This is a genomic window from Akkermansia biwaensis (assembly GCF_026072915.1).
Lineage (GTDB): Bacteria > Verrucomicrobiota > Verrucomicrobiia > Verrucomicrobiales > Akkermansiaceae > Akkermansia > Akkermansia biwaensis.
The window spans coordinates 3,075,444-3,089,582 of the sequence record NZ_AP025943.1 but is presented as its reverse complement, the minus strand read 5'-3'; the positions used below and the strand labels follow the sequence as shown (position 1 = coordinate 3,089,582).

The window sequence follows — 14,139 nt, the reverse complement described above, 5'->3', positions numbered from 1 at the left end:
CCCTACACGCCGCAATTCCTTCTGTCCAATTAAAATGACGGCGCCGGGGCATACGCCCTGCCTCCGAAAAGGGCCGTGCCCACGCGGACGAGGGTGGCTCCCTCCTCCACGGCGGTTTCAAAGTCGTGGCTCATGCCCATGGACAACTCCGGAAGCGGCATTCCGCTTTTGACGGCCAGGGAATCCCTCAGCTCCCGCAGGCGGCGGAAATAGGGGCGCGCCTCCTCCGGATCATCCACGGGAGGGGGAATGCACATCAGGCCGGCGATCTCGATATGGCCGAGCCGTGCCAGTTCTTCCCAGTCCCGTTCCAGAAGTTCCGGGGAAAACCCGAATTTGCTGTCTTCCGCCCCGACGTTGACTTCCAGCAGGATGCGGGGGCGTTTGCCCGTCTCCTGCGCTACCGTGTCCAGGAACTGAGCCAGGCGCAGGGAATCCACGGCATGGATCAGCGTGAAATGTTCGAGGGCCTTGCGCACCTTGTTGCGCTGGAGGGGGCCGATAAGGTGCCATTCCGTGTCCGGCGGCAGGGCGGGAATCTTTTCCAGGGCTTCCTGAACCCTGTTTTCTCCGAAGACGCGCTGTCCCGCATCGTAGCAGGCCAGGACGTCGCAGGCCGGAAACGTTTTGCTGACGGCTACCAGGCGGGCGGACCCTTTCGGGCGTCCGGCGCGTGCTTCCGCGGCGCGGATGCGGGAGATAATGTGTTCCAGGTTTTGTTGGATGCTCATGACGGGTGATATCAGTTCAAGGAAGGCTGTGCGGGCGCGTGGCTCATGATCTGGTGCAGCGGGGACAGGCGGCGCATGGCCATGGCCCACACCTTGGAATAATCCGGCTCCAGGCAAAGGTCCGGAACCATGGGGGAAACGTACCACGCGCGGTCGTTCAGCTCCCTGCGCAGCTGGGGCAGCGTCCAACCGCTGTGCCCCACATAGGCGCGCAGCATGACATGGGGGTCTTCCGCGTATTCCAGCGCCTGTTCCTCCTGAAGGTGGAACTGGACGCGCAATTTCTCCTCCGTGCGGGAAAAGGCGGCGAAAATGAGCTGGTTGCGCTCCACCGGACCGCCCTTGAAGATGGGGACGGAATAAAGGGACGCAGGAATGTCCGTGCTGGGAGCTACGTCTCCTACGGTCATGTTGGCCGGATGGTTCAGGATGTAGCCGATGACAAATTCCTCCTCCACCCGACTCAGGAAAATGACGGAATGGTGGAATCCACCGCCTTCCAGGTAGGGAGCGGCCACCAGCAGATGCCCGGCTAGATTAGCGTTGCTGATATCTTCGTGTTCCATCATCTCCATATGCGCATGTTAACAAATGTGACGAAGGCGCGCAACCGCGCGTTCAAACAGCCGTGTCAGGCATGCCGGGAGAGGAAGGAAGCCGGGCGGAGAAAAATCAGCCGCGGCGGGACCGCGATGTTTTGAAGGAGCGGGACGCGGACTTGCCGCTTTTCGCCTTGCGGGACTGTACGGTGTGAGTCCGGGAGACGGCCTTCTTTTTGGCGGTGGTCTGCTTGTGCGTCAGGGCCACGGCAGGGGGGCGGGAAGACCGGTGGCGGTAGGAAACCAGGGAAGCCGTATTGTGGGGCTCTGCGGCCGCCGGGGCGGGGGCCATGACCAGAAGGGGGGTGTTCTGCATTCTTTCCGCCTCTTCCAGCGCTTTCAGGGAGGCGCTGATGGAGCAGCGTTCAATCACCACGGGGTCTCCGGTGTTGACCAGGTTGAAAGCTTCGTACACGTCGTCGCTCTTCATGCGGATGCAGCCGTAGGAGGCGGGGGTGCCGATGGTGCGTTCCTCAGCCGTTCCGTGAATATAGATCAGGCGTGAATAGGCGTTCCGGTTGCGGGATTCCACGCCCTTCAGCCACATGATGCGCGTGACGATGGGGTCGCGGCCCGGAGAATTCGGCGCCACGCATTCCCCGGTGGGCTTCCGGCTTTTAAACACCATGCCCTTGGGCTGGTTTGTCCCTATCTTGGCGGCAATCCGGTGCGCGCCCAGCGGAGTGCGGCAGCTTCCCTTGCTGTCGCCGAGACCGAATTTGGAGGTGCTGACCGGGTAGGTCTTTACGACCTTGCCGCCGCGCATGACGGCCATTTTCTGGTCCCGGACGCTGACGACCACGCCGTCCTTGACGATGGCGGTAGGCTGGTAGTCCCTGCCGGTGCAGGAAACGAGGGTGCCGAGCACCGCAACAGCGGCGGCGGTCAGTTGAATCAGGCGTGCTTGCGAGAGAGGCGCAGGCATGGGAGGCGGCTAGTTCTTGGCTTTGGCGGTTTGCCGGGCGGGCATCAGATTGGAAATCATGCGGCCCAGGGAGCAGAACCCGGTGTAATAGAATCCCAGGAAGGGAATCATCAGGATGGGGGAAATATAGTGGCCCTGGCGTATCATCAGGATGATCAAGTTCAGGAAGAAAGTGCCGCAGGCGATTTCAAGCACGGGAATGACGACGGATTTGATTGCCTTGTACCCGTTGCGCTTGAGCTGGGAGACATGCTGCCTGTTTTCCTTCTGTTCCACGCCGTACTTGGGCGTGCGGACAAAGGCGGACTGGTGGCCGAAGATGGCTTCCAGAACGGCTTTGGCGTTATTGACCGCCATGCCCACGCTCAGGGTGAGCAGAAGAGGCAGGTAGGGAAGTTCCTTCCACCAGGACTTGGGACGCACCACGATCTGGGCGCTCATATAAAAGATGCAGACGGCCACGCTGGTCAGGAAGAACAGGGCCACGTTCACGAACCACATGACCACCGTTTCATTTTCCGGGATGCGCTGCGTGCAGATGGGGTACACCAGGAAGCAGAGCAGGGCCAGAAGAAGGTAGGAATAATTGCAGGTAAGGTGGGTGGTGGCCTCCACCTTGGCCTTCAACGGAGCCTTGGAACGCCAGATGTCCAGCAGTATCTTCTGGCAGACCTGGATGGAGCCCTTTGTCCAGCGGTGCTGCTGGGACTTGAATCCGTCCATGTCCACGGGAAGTTCCGCGGGGGTTACCACGTCGTTCAGGTAAATGAAGCGCCATCCCTTGAGCTGGACGCGGTAGGAAAGGTCCATGTCTTCCGTCAGCGTATCGTGGGACCAGCCGCCTGCGTCGCCGATCACGCATTTGCGCCAGATGCCGGCAGTGCCGTTGAACGTGAAAAAGCGTCCGGAACGGTTGCGGGCCGTCTGTTCCATGGCGAAGTGGCCGTCCAGGTACATGCCCTGGATGCGGGTAAGCAGGTTGTATTCCCGGTTGATATGGCCCCAGCGGGTCTGGACGAGGCCGACGCCCTCATCCGTGAAATAATGAATGGTCTTTTGCAGAAGGTCGGGTTCCGGGACGAAATCGGCGTCCAGGATCAGCAGGAATTCCCCCTTGGCCACCTTGGTGGCCGCTTCCAGCGCTCCGGCCTTGAAACCGGTGCGGTCCGTGCGGTGAATGCAGACGGCGTCAAAGCCGCGGGACTTCAATTCCTCCACCTTCCGGTAACACTGTTCCGTCGTATCGTCCGTGGAATCGTCCAGAATCTGGATTTCCAGCTTGTCCTTGGGGTAATCCAGGGCGGCGACGGATTCCAGAAGGCGGTCCACAACGAACTTTTCATTGAACATGGGAAGCTGGACCGTGACCACGGGAAGCTCCCGGAAGCGGGATTTGGGCTGCGGCTTGTTGTTGCGGTTCTTCCAGTAAAGGTAAACGATGGTGAGGCGGTGAAAACCGTAGCCGGCGAGGCCTACGAGGACCAGAAGATAGCACAAGAGCCAGATAAAATTGTAGTTCATGCAGGGCGGATGGGTTGTTCAATATCCTTTTTGCGTCAGACGCAAGGGATTTCCTTGACGCGACGCCCGTATAAGACACCATAAGCCGAGAGTCAAGACATATTCAGTTTTGCCTAACCTTTTTGAATATTGTTATGAAGAGATTTTATCTGCTGGCCGCGGCCATATCCGTGACGGGGGGAATGGCATTTGCCGATCCCGGGGAAGAAGTGCCTGACAGGGACGGCACCGTGCTGGACATCCAGCTTCCGCAGCCTGACAGGCAGTCCCAGCCGGCCATTCCGGAGCGCCTTCTGGACGACTCCCATATGAATGAGGAATTGGGAATCAACGAATTTACCGCCCCGTCCATCCGCAAGATTTTTGAAGACCTGGAGGGACTGCCGGAAATCCCGGAAAACGCGGCCCTGCGTCCGCGTCCGGAACGGCCGCCGATGGACCGCTGCTCACTGGCACTTCAACTGGGAGGAATGATGGCGGACGGCTTTGTCATCGTGCAGTGCGGCAAGATGAACGAAGTGAAGCCCATTGCGCTGGACCTCTCCAACTACGCGAAGGCGATAGGTGCCGGAGAGCGCGTAAACCGCCACGCCGCCAGCCTGCTGAAAAATGCGGAGGACGGCGATTTGGGCAGTTTCAAGAACAACCTGGCCCTGATCCAGTCCGACGTGGAGCAGGAGCTTGCCTCCCTGCGTGATTCCGACATGGCTAACCTGATCGGCCTGGGCGGCTGGATTCGGGCGCTGGATGCCGCTACGGCGGCCCTGGACAACAAATTCTCCGAAGACAAGGCCAAAGTCATTTTTCAGCCGGACGTGCCGGAATACTTCCATTACATTCTGGACGGAGTGGAGCCGGAAATGAAGGAACGCCGGGACATCGGCAAAATCATGGAACTGCTGACCACGTTGCAGGAGCAGATGACGCTGGCACCCGGAGCCAAGCCCACGAAGGCGGGAGTGGAAGCCCTGCGCAAGACGACGCTGAAATTGATGAAGGCGGCGTTGGCGCCCGCGGAATCATAACTCTCCCTGTTCCTTATGGTGCTTCCCCTCTTGACGAGCCTGGACGTGCGTCTTTCTCCGCGCAATCTGTATTCCCAGGATCAGGAATTGCAGCAAATGGCGGGCGACGACGGGCGCATCCCCGTGCCCTACAATGTGAGCATCCGCAACATGGGGGACGGGGCCGTGCGCATCATCGGCAAAAAATGGACCGTCCGTTCCCACCAGGACGGCACGCAGGTCATTGAGGGGGATGAACTCTTCGGTTCCCGCCCCCTGCTGTGCCAGGGGCAGATTTTCGCCTTCAACGGCCTTCAGATGCTCCGTCTTCCCGCGCGCATCCAGCTCACCCTTCTTGTCCGGGACGAGGGCGGCGTGCTCTACCATACGGACCCCGTCAGTCTGACTTGGTGATGCTGCCTGGCGAATGGACATTTCAGCGGCCATGCCGCTGAAACAGTGCCAAAACCGATGATGAAAAAAGGGCGGGAATAGGAATCCTGCCCTTTTTCTGGTCTTTCATCATGGACCACTTCCATCCGGCAGTGCCGGACCGCTTTAACCTTCCTCGTCGTCCCCGTGGTTGAGGATAAAGTTCAGGTCGTCAATGCCGAGGCTGGACGTGAAGCCTTCGTCTCCAAGCACGTTGGCAACCAGCTGGTTCTTCTGGTGCTGGAGGATGCGGATTTTCTCTTCCACGGAATCCTTCGTCAGAAGACGATAGGCGATTACCTTGTTCTTCTGGCCAATGCGGTGCGTACGGTCGATGGCCTGGCTTTCCACAGCCGGGTTCCACCACGGATCGTACAGAATGACGTAGGAGGCGGAAGTCAGGTTGAGGCCGGCGCCCCCGGCTTTCAGGGAAAGAAGGAAGACGGACGGGTCCTTGGTCGTCTGGAACTTTTCGATTTCCCCGCGGCGGTCCTTGGTCTGGCCCGTGAGGTAGTTGAGCGGACGGTTCTCCGCTTCCAGGCGATTCTTGATGATTTCCAGCATGGAAACGAACTGGGAAAAGACGAGCACCTTGTGCCCTTCCTCCCGGAGCTGGTCCAGCAGGTAGAACAGGGCGGTCATCTTGGCGCTGTCCTCCTTGGCGTACTTCGGGTCCACCAGGCCGGGATGGCAGCAAATCTGGCGCAGGCGCATGAGGCCCTGAAGAATGGCAAAGCTGTTCTTCTTCACGGATTCGTCTGAATCCAGGCCGAGCAGGGCTTGTTGAATGCGGCGCAGTTCCGCCTTGTAAAGCTGGCTCTGGATGCCTTCCATCTTGGCGTACACTTCCTCTTCCGTTCTGGGCGGCAGGTCTTTTGCCACCTGGGACTTGGTACGGCGCAACAGGAAAGGCTTCAGGCGGGCGGCCAGGCGGTTCTGGCTCTGCGGGTCCTTGCGTTTGTCGAACCTCTTCTTGAAGTAGGAACGGGAGCCGAGTACGCCGGGCATGGCGAAAGCCATGAGGGACCACATGTCCAGCAGGCGGTTTTCAATAGGCGTGCCGGAGAGGACGAGGCGGTTGTAGGAAACGATGTCCCGCGCGGCCTTGGCGGCCTTGGAATCCGGGTTCTTGATCTGCTGGCCTTCGTCCAGAATGACCGTGAGCCATTTGATCTGGTTCAGGGTTTCTCCGCAGACGCGGAGCTGGGCGTAGTTGACCACGACCATGTCGTAATTCTTGTTGATGTCCTCCAGATTGGCCTGGTCCTTGCTGCGGATGACGAGAACGCGCACGCCGGGGGCGAATTTCTCCGTTTCCCCCGCCCATACGTCCAGCACGGATTTGGGGCACACGATGAGCACCGGAGGAACGGCGAGCTTTTTCCTGGACTTGTTCTTGCGTGCGTATTCCTCACGCAGCCACAGAACGTAGGTAATGGACTGGATGGTTTTGCCCAAGCCCATGTCGTCCGCCAGAATGCCGCCGAACCCGTTCGTGGCCAGATAGGCCAGGAAGTGGAAGCCGTCGATCTGGTAGGGGCGCAGGGTGGCCTGAAGTTGGCTGGGAACGTCCGGCTTGACGTCGATCTGGATTTCCGCGGTACGGTCCTTGATGCGTTTCCATGCCTTCGGGTCGAACACTTCCGCGGCCTTGGGGTCCGCGAGCTGCATGGCGTGCATGCGGTGGGTTTCCCCGGAAAGGTCGAAGGGGTCCAGGCCCAGGCGGGTAACGGCGTCGCGCTGGTCGTTGTCCAGCTTGATTTCCAGGCGCATCCAGCCGCCGTCGTCCATGCGGACGTAGCCGCCTCTGGCGGCCACCAGGGCGCGGATTTGTTCCTTGGAAAGCTGGACACCCTCCACGTCGATGACGATGCGGAGGTCGAACCAGTCGATCTCCTGGTTCACTACCTCGAACCGGACGGCCGCCGCCACCGGGTCCGCCAGCAGCGTCTTGAGCTTTTCATCCATGTTCACGGTCAGCTCTTCAGGAAGGTGCTTGGCCCATTCCGCAAACTTTTCAGGGAACTGGCGCGTGACGCGCGCCTTGAAGGCCCCCACCTGCGGATCATAAGAGAAACCCATGTCCTCCAGCAGACCGGGGATGGGGTAAAGGTGTTCACGGATGAAGCGCAGGAGCGCCTTATTGCGCATGGGTTCCTGATGAGCAACTTCCCAGCCGTCCTTGCCAAGTTTTTCCGTGCGGTAGCCGGAAGCGTCCGTGGCGGTCACTTCGCACAGCACGTGTTCCGTTTCCGCGGAGGTGAGGCCGCGCACGATCTTCATGTCAAAGCTGCCGCGCAGGTCGATGTCCACCACGCGGTCCTCCATGCTGGGGGGCAGGGTAGCCCCGATCTTGCGGAGGAATTCCACGCCTTCCAGGCTGTCGATAACCTGCTTGGGGATGGAATAGCGGGGTTCCACTTCCGTGCTCTCCAGCCAGCGGGGAGGGCCGGGGAAAACGGTTTCGTCAGACTGGTACAATTCCTGCTGGCCGGGAAGCTGCCTGACGGAGTGGGAAACGTTGATGCCGGAGGAAGTGACGAGCTGAAGCGCGTAGCAGTCCGGCTCGATGGGATCGTCCTGGCAGACCCACTTGAGCGGTTCGTCCACCACTTTGAAATAATTCTCATCCAGGTTCACCAGATACCCCTTCAGCGCGGGCTGGTGGAAAAGCTTGTTCATCAGGGCGCAGGCGGCCTCCTGGTCCAGGTCCAGCGTCAGGGCGTCTTCCTCATGGGCGTAATCGGCCAGGGACACCAGCAGGATTTCCGTCTGGGCGTCCATGCGCACGGCGGCGCGTTCATGCAGGTTTTCCAGATGTTCCAGGTCCTGTTTTTCCCGGACGGGAATCCAGTCCTGCTTCAGGGAATGGCGGTACTCGAAGTGACCCTCGTTGATGGTGGAGACGAGCCGCATGAACAGCTCGCCGCGCGGAGGCTGGGGCGGCCGTTCGTTGACGGACTGGATGCGGTCATACCAAGTGCCCACTTCCCGGGAACGTTCCCACTCGTGAATCTTGTGCTGCACCTTTTCCAGGTCCGTGATGCTCTCCATGAACTCCGGATAGGGCAGGCGCCTCTTGTTGAAGGCATAGGCGATGTAATTCCAGAACTCCAGAATATTCGTCGGCGGAACCGGCCACAGCTCCAGCGGATCATAGGTGGTGATTTCCCACCGTGGATTCAGGCGTACCATGTCGTGGTCATGGATTTCCTGCTCAATGGCGAAACGGCGGTAGCGCTTTTCCAGCTTGCCTACGTAATCAGCCTCCTTGTCGTCCAGCTCCCGGCCCAGCTTCTCTTCCAGAATGTCCAGCAGGGGAACGTCGTTCAGCTCGTTGGGGGACTCCGGAAGGTCCTGGCCGCGGTACATGCGTTCCAACATGGTGGCGTACATGGCGGCGCCCGCCAGATCCTCGTCTTCCGTGGAACATGCTCCGAACCATCTGTTCCCCTGAAGGCGGAGGTTCACCCGGTGGACGCCGTGCGTGTCTTCCACACGGCCCTGAATATATAAATGATTGCCGAAAATTTGTGTAACTGCTCCGTCTTTTTGCAGCTTTTCACCGCGCAGCCGGATTTCTTCCGGGAAGGCATTGAGAAAGTTCAGGGTAGCCCTGTCAGGATTAAGTGCCATGCTCATAATGTCAGACTGTCATATAAAAATTGGTGTCCAGCGTTCCCGGGAAAAGGACGCTATAGGTCTATGCACTTTATTATGGCACAAAAGGTAGATTAGAGCAACTATTCTCTGAAATTAATTCTAACGAATGTTTGAAACACTTCTTATGATGTTGATAGCAATGACGTTCCTTTTTTACAGGCATGATCCCCTCTTCAAATGACGAACTTGAATAAAATGGTAGGGGATAGTATAATGTCATCCTTCCGGAATATGTATCCTTGACACGTCCGCTTCAAAAGAGTCTTTTATCTCTGAAAATTTATGTCCTCCGCACCTCTTTTACAGTTATTGGCGACTCAAGCGCGCTTGAGCGATGGCGAATTGGCCGAACGTCTCGACATGACTGAAGAAGCCGTGCGGGCCCAGCGCGAGCAATGGGAACGAGAAGGGCTGATCGTGGGCTACCAGGCCGTGGTGAATGAGGAATACGAACACGACAACAAGGTGGCGGCGTTCATCGAAGTAAAGATGACTCCGGAACGCGACGGCGGATTCGACCGCCTGGCGATGCGCATCTCCCGTTTTGACGAAGTGTCCTCCTGCTATCTGGCTAGCGGAGGATTCGACCTGCTCGTCCTGGTGGAAGGCAAAAGCATGCGGGACATTGCCCGGTTTGTCGCGGAAAAACTCTCCACGCTGGAAGGGGTGCTCTCTACCTCCACGCACTTCCATCTGAGAACCTACAAGAAAAACGGCTGCATCTTTGAAGCGCCCGCGCAGACGGAGCGCCTCGTCGTTGCGCCGTAAGCCTCTGCCGTCAAGAAAGGAAACATCATGAACTGGCAGAATAAAATTGCGGAGCAGGTAGGCTCCATACCCCGTTCCGGCATCCGTGAATTCTTTGATCTGGTCACGGGCAGGTCGGACATCATCTCCCTGGGCGTCGGGGAACCGGACTTTGTCACGCCGTGGAACATCCGGGAAGCCGCCATTTACTCCCTGGAAAAAGGCCATACCTCCTACACCTCCAACTACGGCCTGGAATCCCTGCGCCGGGCCATTGTCAAATACGTCCGCGGTTTCTTCCATGTGGATTACAACCCGCTGAACGAAGTGCTGGTGACAGTGGGCGTCAGTGAAGCCATTGACCTGGCTCTCCGCGCCGTCCTGAATCCGGGGGATGAAGTACTGTACCACGAACCCTGCTACGTCTCCTACGCGCCCAGCGTCAGGATGGCTTACGGCGTGGCTACCGCCGTGCCTACGAGCAAGCAGGACCTCTTTGCCCTCAATCCGGCCGTGCTGGAAGCCGCCATCACCCCCAGAACCAAGGTGCTGATGCTCAACTTCCCCACGAATCCGACCGGGGCTGTGGCTCCCGTGGAAACCCTCCAGGAAATCGCGCGCATCTGCATCAAGCACGATCTCATTGTGCTGACGGATGAAATCTACAGCGAACTGCGGTACGACGGCAAGCCGCACGTCTCCATTGCCGCCCTGCCGGGCATGAGGGAGCGCACGCTGCTGCTGCACGGCGTCTCCAAGGCCTTTGCGATGACGGGATTCCGCCTCGGTTACGCCTGCGGGCCGGAGCCCCTCATCTCCGCCATGATGAAAATCCACCAGTACTCCATGCTCTGCGCGCCCATCACCTCGCAGGAAGCGGCCATTGAGGCACTGGAAAACGGCACGAATGCCATGCTCAAGATGCGGGAAAGCTACCGCCAGCGGCGTGACTACCTGGTGAAGCGGTTCAATGAAATAGGAATGGACTGCCATATGCCCGGCGGTGCCTTCTACGTTTTCCCGGACATCTCCAAATTCGGGCTCAGCAGCAAGGAATTCGCTACGCGCCTCCTGATGGAGGAACAAGTGGCGGCCGTGCCGGGGACCGCCTTCGGAGAAAGCGGGGAGGGTTTCCTGCGCTGCTGCTATGCCACGGCCTACGATCAAATCAAGGAAGCCTGCAACCGCATGGAGCGCTTCGTCAAGACACTCTCCTGACCCGGTCTTCTCATGAACTCCGACCTGGAGTACCAGAAAACGAAGGCGTATGTGGCGCCGTTCGCGGTATTCATGGGATTCACCCTCCTTTGGCAATTCGGCGGCCCCTTCCTGGAATGGGACCACCCGGCTGCTGCGTGGTGGAGAAGGGCTCCTGAGCAATGGCTCTACCCGCTCCAGGCCGTTGTCTGCTTCATTCTGTTCCTCTGGTGGAGAAAATCCGTGGACTGGGACTGGAAAGGAAAGCCTGCGGCGTGGGGAATCCTCTTCGGCGTGCTGGGCATCCTGTGCTGGCTGGCCCCCACCATGGCGGCGGACCGCCTGCCGGGAGGCCCCGATGCGTGGTTCGGCCATCCGGAATGGCCCTGGTACCGTTATCTGCTGGGAATCGACGCCCGTCCGGAGGGATTTGATCCTTCGGCGGTCTTTGCTCCGGGATCCTGGAGCTGGCTGACGGCTCTGGCACTGCGGTTCTTCCGCGCCGTCATCGTGGTGGCCGTGGTGGAGGAACTCTTCTGGCGCGGATACCTCATGCGCTTCCTGGTCAACCCCGACCATCCGTGGAAAGTCCCGTTCGGCACGCACTCCTGGAAAGCGTACTGGATCACTACGCTCTGCTTCATGGCCGTGCACCAGCCCGTGGACTACTGCGGCGCCTTCATCTACGGCTCGCTGGCGTATCTGCTCGCCGTCTGGCAGAAAAACCTGTGCGCCGTCATCGTGATGCACGCCGTGGCCAATGCCCTGCTGGGCTGGGCCGCGCTGGAATGGGGCAAATGCGGACTGTGGTGAATCCGGCATTTACAGAGAGACCAATCTTGAGTACACAGGCGCGATGACTCCGGATGAAGCCATAGAAATCTTGTGGAACTACCATCACGTCGGGCAGGAGCTCCGCCCGGCTGACCTCATCTTCGTGCTTGGCAGCAATGACGTACGCGTGGCGGAATATGCGGCGGAGCTCTATAAGCGGCATCTGGCTCCGGTCATCCTTTTTTCCGGCGGCATGGGGCGCTTTACGGGAGGCTGGGCCGTCCCGGAGGCGGAACTCTTTGCCGAGGCGGCCATCAAAGCGGGCGTTCCGGAAAACTGCATCCTGATAGAAAACAAATCCACCAACACCGGGGAAAATGTCCGCTTCTCACGGGAAGTGCTGAAACGGGCGGGAATCGGGGAGCCTGTCAGTCTCATCGCCCTGCAAAAGCCCTACATGGAACGGCGGACGCTGGCTACGCTCCAGGCCCAGTGGCCGGAAGCGCGGGTGGCGGTCAGCTCCCCTCCCGTCACTTTTCGGGGATATCTGACCGCGGAACTGCCGCAGGAGCTGGTTGTCTCCGCCATGGTGGGGGACTTCCAGAGAATCCTGGAATACCCGCGGCAGGGATTCTCCACGGAGCAACCTGTAACTCCGGAAGCGATGGAAGCCTTCCGCACGCTGGTGGAAGCGGGTTATGACTCCCAGCTGCTCAGGAACATTCCCCTCCCCTGGAATTCTTGAGAAGACACGCTTTTTGCTTTCACTGCCCTCCGTTTGAGGTCATCAATACCCCCGCACAGCCAACCCAACCTATATTCAATCATGGCAGACAGAACCAATACAGATCCCGCCCGAATGGAGAAAATTGTAAGCCTTTGCAAAAGGCGAGGTTTCATTTTCCAGGCAGCCGAAATCTACGGCGGTCTGAATGGTTGCTGGGACTACGGTCCCATGGGGGTGGAGCTCAAGCGCAACCTCAAAGAATACTGGTGGCGCAAAACCGTCCAGGAACGTGACGACGTGGTAGGCATGGACGGCTCCATCCTGACCCACAACTCCGTGCTGGTGGCCTCCGGCCACGTGGGCGGCTTCTCCGACCCGATGTGCGACTGCCTGTTGACCAAGGAACGCCTGCGCGCCGACCAGGTGCCGGCCCAGAGCGGCATGGGGTTCTTCTACACGGGAGCCGCGAAAAAGGACGGTTCCTGGAACATGGAAAAGGAATACTCCGTGCTGGTGGAAACTGAAAAACAGGCGGACAAGGCCCGCAAAACCGCGGCCCAGTACTACGCGCAGCTGGCCGGCAAGGACGTATCCCACAAGGAAATCGAGCTTCAGGGAGAGCGTATGGAACCCGTCACGGACTCCACCATGTACAACCCCGCCAACGGTTCCCTGCTGACGGAAGCCCGCGAATTCAACCTCATGTTCAAAACGACCATTGGGGCCACCTCCGATGAAAACGATCCCAATGCCACCGGATGGCTGCGGCCGGAAACGGCTCAATCCATCTTCTGCCAGTACAAAAACATTCTGGACAGTTCCCGCGTGAAACTGCCGTTCGGGATCGCTCAGATCGGCAAATCGTTCCGCAATGAAATCAATCCGCGCAACTTCACCTTCCGCTCCCGTGAATTCGAGCAGATGGAAATCGAATATTTCTGCCGTCCGGAAGACGGCCTGAGGCTGGTGGACGAATGGCTGGAAAAGCGTCTCAGTTTCTATGACGAAGTGGGGGTTCCCCGTGAACACATCCACATTCTGGACGTGCCGGATGACGAACGCGCCTTCTACTCCAAAAAAACCTATGACCTGGAATACGAATTCCCCTTCGGCATCCAGGAACTGGAAGGCATCGCCTACCGTACGGACTACGACCTGACCTGCCACCAGAAAGGCTCCGGCCGTCCCCTGGAATACTTCGACGAAGAAACGCGGGAAAAATTCATTCCCCATGTCGTGGAACCCTCCGCCGGATGCGACCGGACCGTGCTTGCCATCATCTGTGAAGCCTACGATGAAGAAGAGCTTGTGGATGACAAGGGCAAAAAGGACGTGCGTACGGTGCTGCGCTTTGTCCCCCGTATCGCCCCCATCAAGGCCGCCATCTTCCCGCTCCTCAAGAAAAACGAGGAACAGGTACGCATTGCCCGGGAAATTGAAAAGACCCTCCAGCCCTGGATGACCGTCTTCTACGATGAAGCGGGCGCCGTTGGCCGCCGCTACCGCCGCCAGGATGAAGTGGGCACCCCCTTCTGCATCACGGTGGACTTCGAAACCCTCGGAGAAAACGATCCTTCCCTCAAAGACACGGTGACCATCCGCCACCGCGACTCCATGGAACAGGAACGCGTCGCCGTCAAGGACTTGTTGCACTGGCTCATTGCCCGTGTGCGGTAAAAATCAGGCATTCCTCATATCTTTTCTTTCGCCCGGTTCCGCTATTGCGGACCGGGTTTTTTTGCGGAAAGAAAAGGAAGGGAAAGAAAATCTGGACACAGGAAGGAATTCCGTACATGGAGCCTTTCTTTCCATAATAATG

The 14,139-nt window shown here is 58.9% G+C and carries 12 protein-coding genes; 7 read left to right on the top strand and 5 right to left on the bottom strand.

What is annotated here, in order from left to right:
- Positions 1-29 precede the first annotated feature (29 nt).
- From OQH67_RS12730 to OQH67_RS12715, 4 genes are all read right to left on the bottom strand, one after another.
- Entirely contained in the window at positions 30-731 is a 702-nt protein-coding gene (locus tag OQH67_RS12730) for a YggS family pyridoxal phosphate-dependent enzyme (protein ID WP_215435078.1), read from the bottom strand.
- An 11-nt stretch (positions 732-742) separates the two neighbouring features.
- The gene (locus OQH67_RS12725; protein WP_161981253.1) at positions 743-1,300 is read right to left on the bottom strand and encodes a YqgE/AlgH family protein; all 558 of its coding nucleotides are present in this window, start codon (positions 1,298-1,300) and stop codon (positions 743-745) included.
- A 103-nt stretch (positions 1,301-1,403) separates the two neighbouring features.
- The gene (locus OQH67_RS12720; protein ID WP_215435079.1) at positions 1,404-2,255 is read right to left on the bottom strand and encodes a L,D-transpeptidase; all 852 of its coding nucleotides are present in this window, start codon (positions 2,253-2,255) and stop codon (positions 1,404-1,406) included.
- Between the two features lie 9 nt (positions 2,256-2,264).
- Positions 2,265-3,776: a cellulose synthase family protein gene (locus tag OQH67_RS12715; protein ID WP_215435080.1), complete on the bottom strand. Its 1,512-nt coding sequence runs from the start codon at positions 3,774-3,776 to the stop codon at positions 2,265-2,267.
- Positions 3,777-3,910: 134 nt separating this feature from the next.
- On the opposite strand from OQH67_RS12715, the gene OQH67_RS12710 reads away from it, so the two are divergent.
- Together OQH67_RS12710 and OQH67_RS12705 are read left to right on the top strand one after the other, a co-directional pair.
- On the top strand, positions 3,911-4,801 hold the full coding sequence (locus OQH67_RS12710; protein WP_215435081.1) for a hypothetical protein: 891 nt from the start codon (positions 3,911-3,913) through the stop codon (positions 4,799-4,801).
- A 15-nt stretch (positions 4,802-4,816) separates the two neighbouring features.
- Positions 4,817-5,194, top strand: coding sequence for an ApaG domain-containing protein (locus OQH67_RS12705; protein WP_215435082.1), 378 nt, complete (start codon positions 4,817-4,819; stop codon positions 5,192-5,194).
- Between the two features lie 144 nt (positions 5,195-5,338).
- Here the strand turns inward: OQH67_RS12705 and OQH67_RS12700 are convergent, their stop codons facing one another.
- Positions 5,339-8,848 carry a DEAD/DEAH box helicase gene (locus tag OQH67_RS12700; protein ID WP_251828172.1) on the bottom strand — a complete coding sequence of 1,170 codons (3,510 nt, stop codon included), beginning with the start codon at positions 8,846-8,848 and terminating at the stop codon, positions 5,339-5,341.
- Positions 8,849-9,235: 387 nt separating this feature from the next.
- Here OQH67_RS12700 and OQH67_RS12695 point away from each other — a divergent pair, with 387 nt between their 5' ends.
- The 5 genes from OQH67_RS12695 to OQH67_RS12675 all read left to right on the top strand — a co-directional run bounded on the left by OQH67_RS12695 (position 9,236) and on the right by OQH67_RS12675 (position 13,997).
- Complete coding sequence (locus OQH67_RS12695) at positions 9,236-9,643, top strand: Lrp/AsnC family transcriptional regulator (RefSeq protein ID WP_231863920.1); 408 nt, start codon at positions 9,236-9,238, stop codon at positions 9,641-9,643.
- Positions 9,644-9,670: 27 nt separating this feature from the next.
- Positions 9,671-10,840 carry an aminotransferase class I/II-fold pyridoxal phosphate-dependent enzyme gene (locus OQH67_RS12690; protein WP_215435084.1) on the top strand — a complete coding sequence of 390 codons (1,170 nt, stop codon included), beginning with the start codon at positions 9,671-9,673 and terminating at the stop codon, positions 10,838-10,840.
- 12 nt (positions 10,841-10,852) lie between these two features.
- The gene (locus OQH67_RS12685; protein WP_215435085.1) at positions 10,853-11,632 is read left to right on the top strand and encodes a CPBP family glutamic-type intramembrane protease; all 780 of its coding nucleotides are present in this window, start codon (positions 10,853-10,855) and stop codon (positions 11,630-11,632) included.
- Positions 11,633-11,702: 70 nt separating this feature from the next.
- Positions 11,703-12,338 carry a YdcF family protein gene (locus tag OQH67_RS12680; protein WP_215720042.1) on the top strand — a complete coding sequence of 212 codons (636 nt, stop codon included), beginning with the start codon at positions 11,703-11,705 and terminating at the stop codon, positions 12,336-12,338.
- Between the two features lie 114 nt (positions 12,339-12,452).
- Positions 12,453-13,997 (top strand): glycine--tRNA ligase, encoded by a 1,545-nt coding sequence (locus tag OQH67_RS12675; RefSeq protein WP_251828171.1) that lies wholly within the window; start codon positions 12,453-12,455, stop codon positions 13,995-13,997.
- Positions 13,998-14,139: the final 142 nt, after the last annotated feature.

Coding starts and splice junctions, on each gene's coding strand:
- OQH67_RS12685 (WP_215435085.1), top strand. CDS start 10,853: ATGAACTCCGACCTGGAGTACCAGAAAACGAAGGCGTATGTGGCGCCG.
- OQH67_RS12715 (WP_215435080.1), bottom strand. CDS start 3,776: ATGAACTACAATTTTATCTGGCTCTTGTGCTATCTTCTGGTCCTCGTA.
- OQH67_RS12675 (WP_251828171.1), top strand. CDS start 12,453: ATGGAGAAAATTGTAAGCCTTTGCAAAAGGCGAGGTTTCATTTTCCAG.
- OQH67_RS12725 (WP_161981253.1), bottom strand. CDS start 1,300: ATGATGGAACACGAAGATATCAGCAACGCTAATCTAGCCGGGCATCTG.
- OQH67_RS12705 (WP_215435082.1), top strand. CDS start 4,817: ATGGTGCTTCCCCTCTTGACGAGCCTGGACGTGCGTCTTTCTCCGCGC.
- OQH67_RS12690 (WP_215435084.1), top strand. CDS start 9,671: ATGAACTGGCAGAATAAAATTGCGGAGCAGGTAGGCTCCATACCCCGT.
- OQH67_RS12730 (WP_215435078.1), bottom strand. CDS start 731: ATGAGCATCCAACAAAACCTGGAACACATTATCTCCCGCATCCGCGCC.
- OQH67_RS12720 (WP_215435079.1), bottom strand. CDS start 2,255: ATGCCTGCGCCTCTCTCGCAAGCACGCCTGATTCAACTGACCGCCGCC.
- OQH67_RS12695 (WP_231863920.1), top strand. CDS start 9,236: ATGACTGAAGAAGCCGTGCGGGCCCAGCGCGAGCAATGGGAACGAGAA.
- OQH67_RS12710 (WP_215435081.1), top strand. CDS start 3,911: ATGAAGAGATTTTATCTGCTGGCCGCGGCCATATCCGTGACGGGGGGA.
- OQH67_RS12700 (WP_251828172.1), bottom strand. CDS start 8,848: ATGGCACTTAATCCTGACAGGGCTACCCTGAACTTTCTCAATGCCTTC.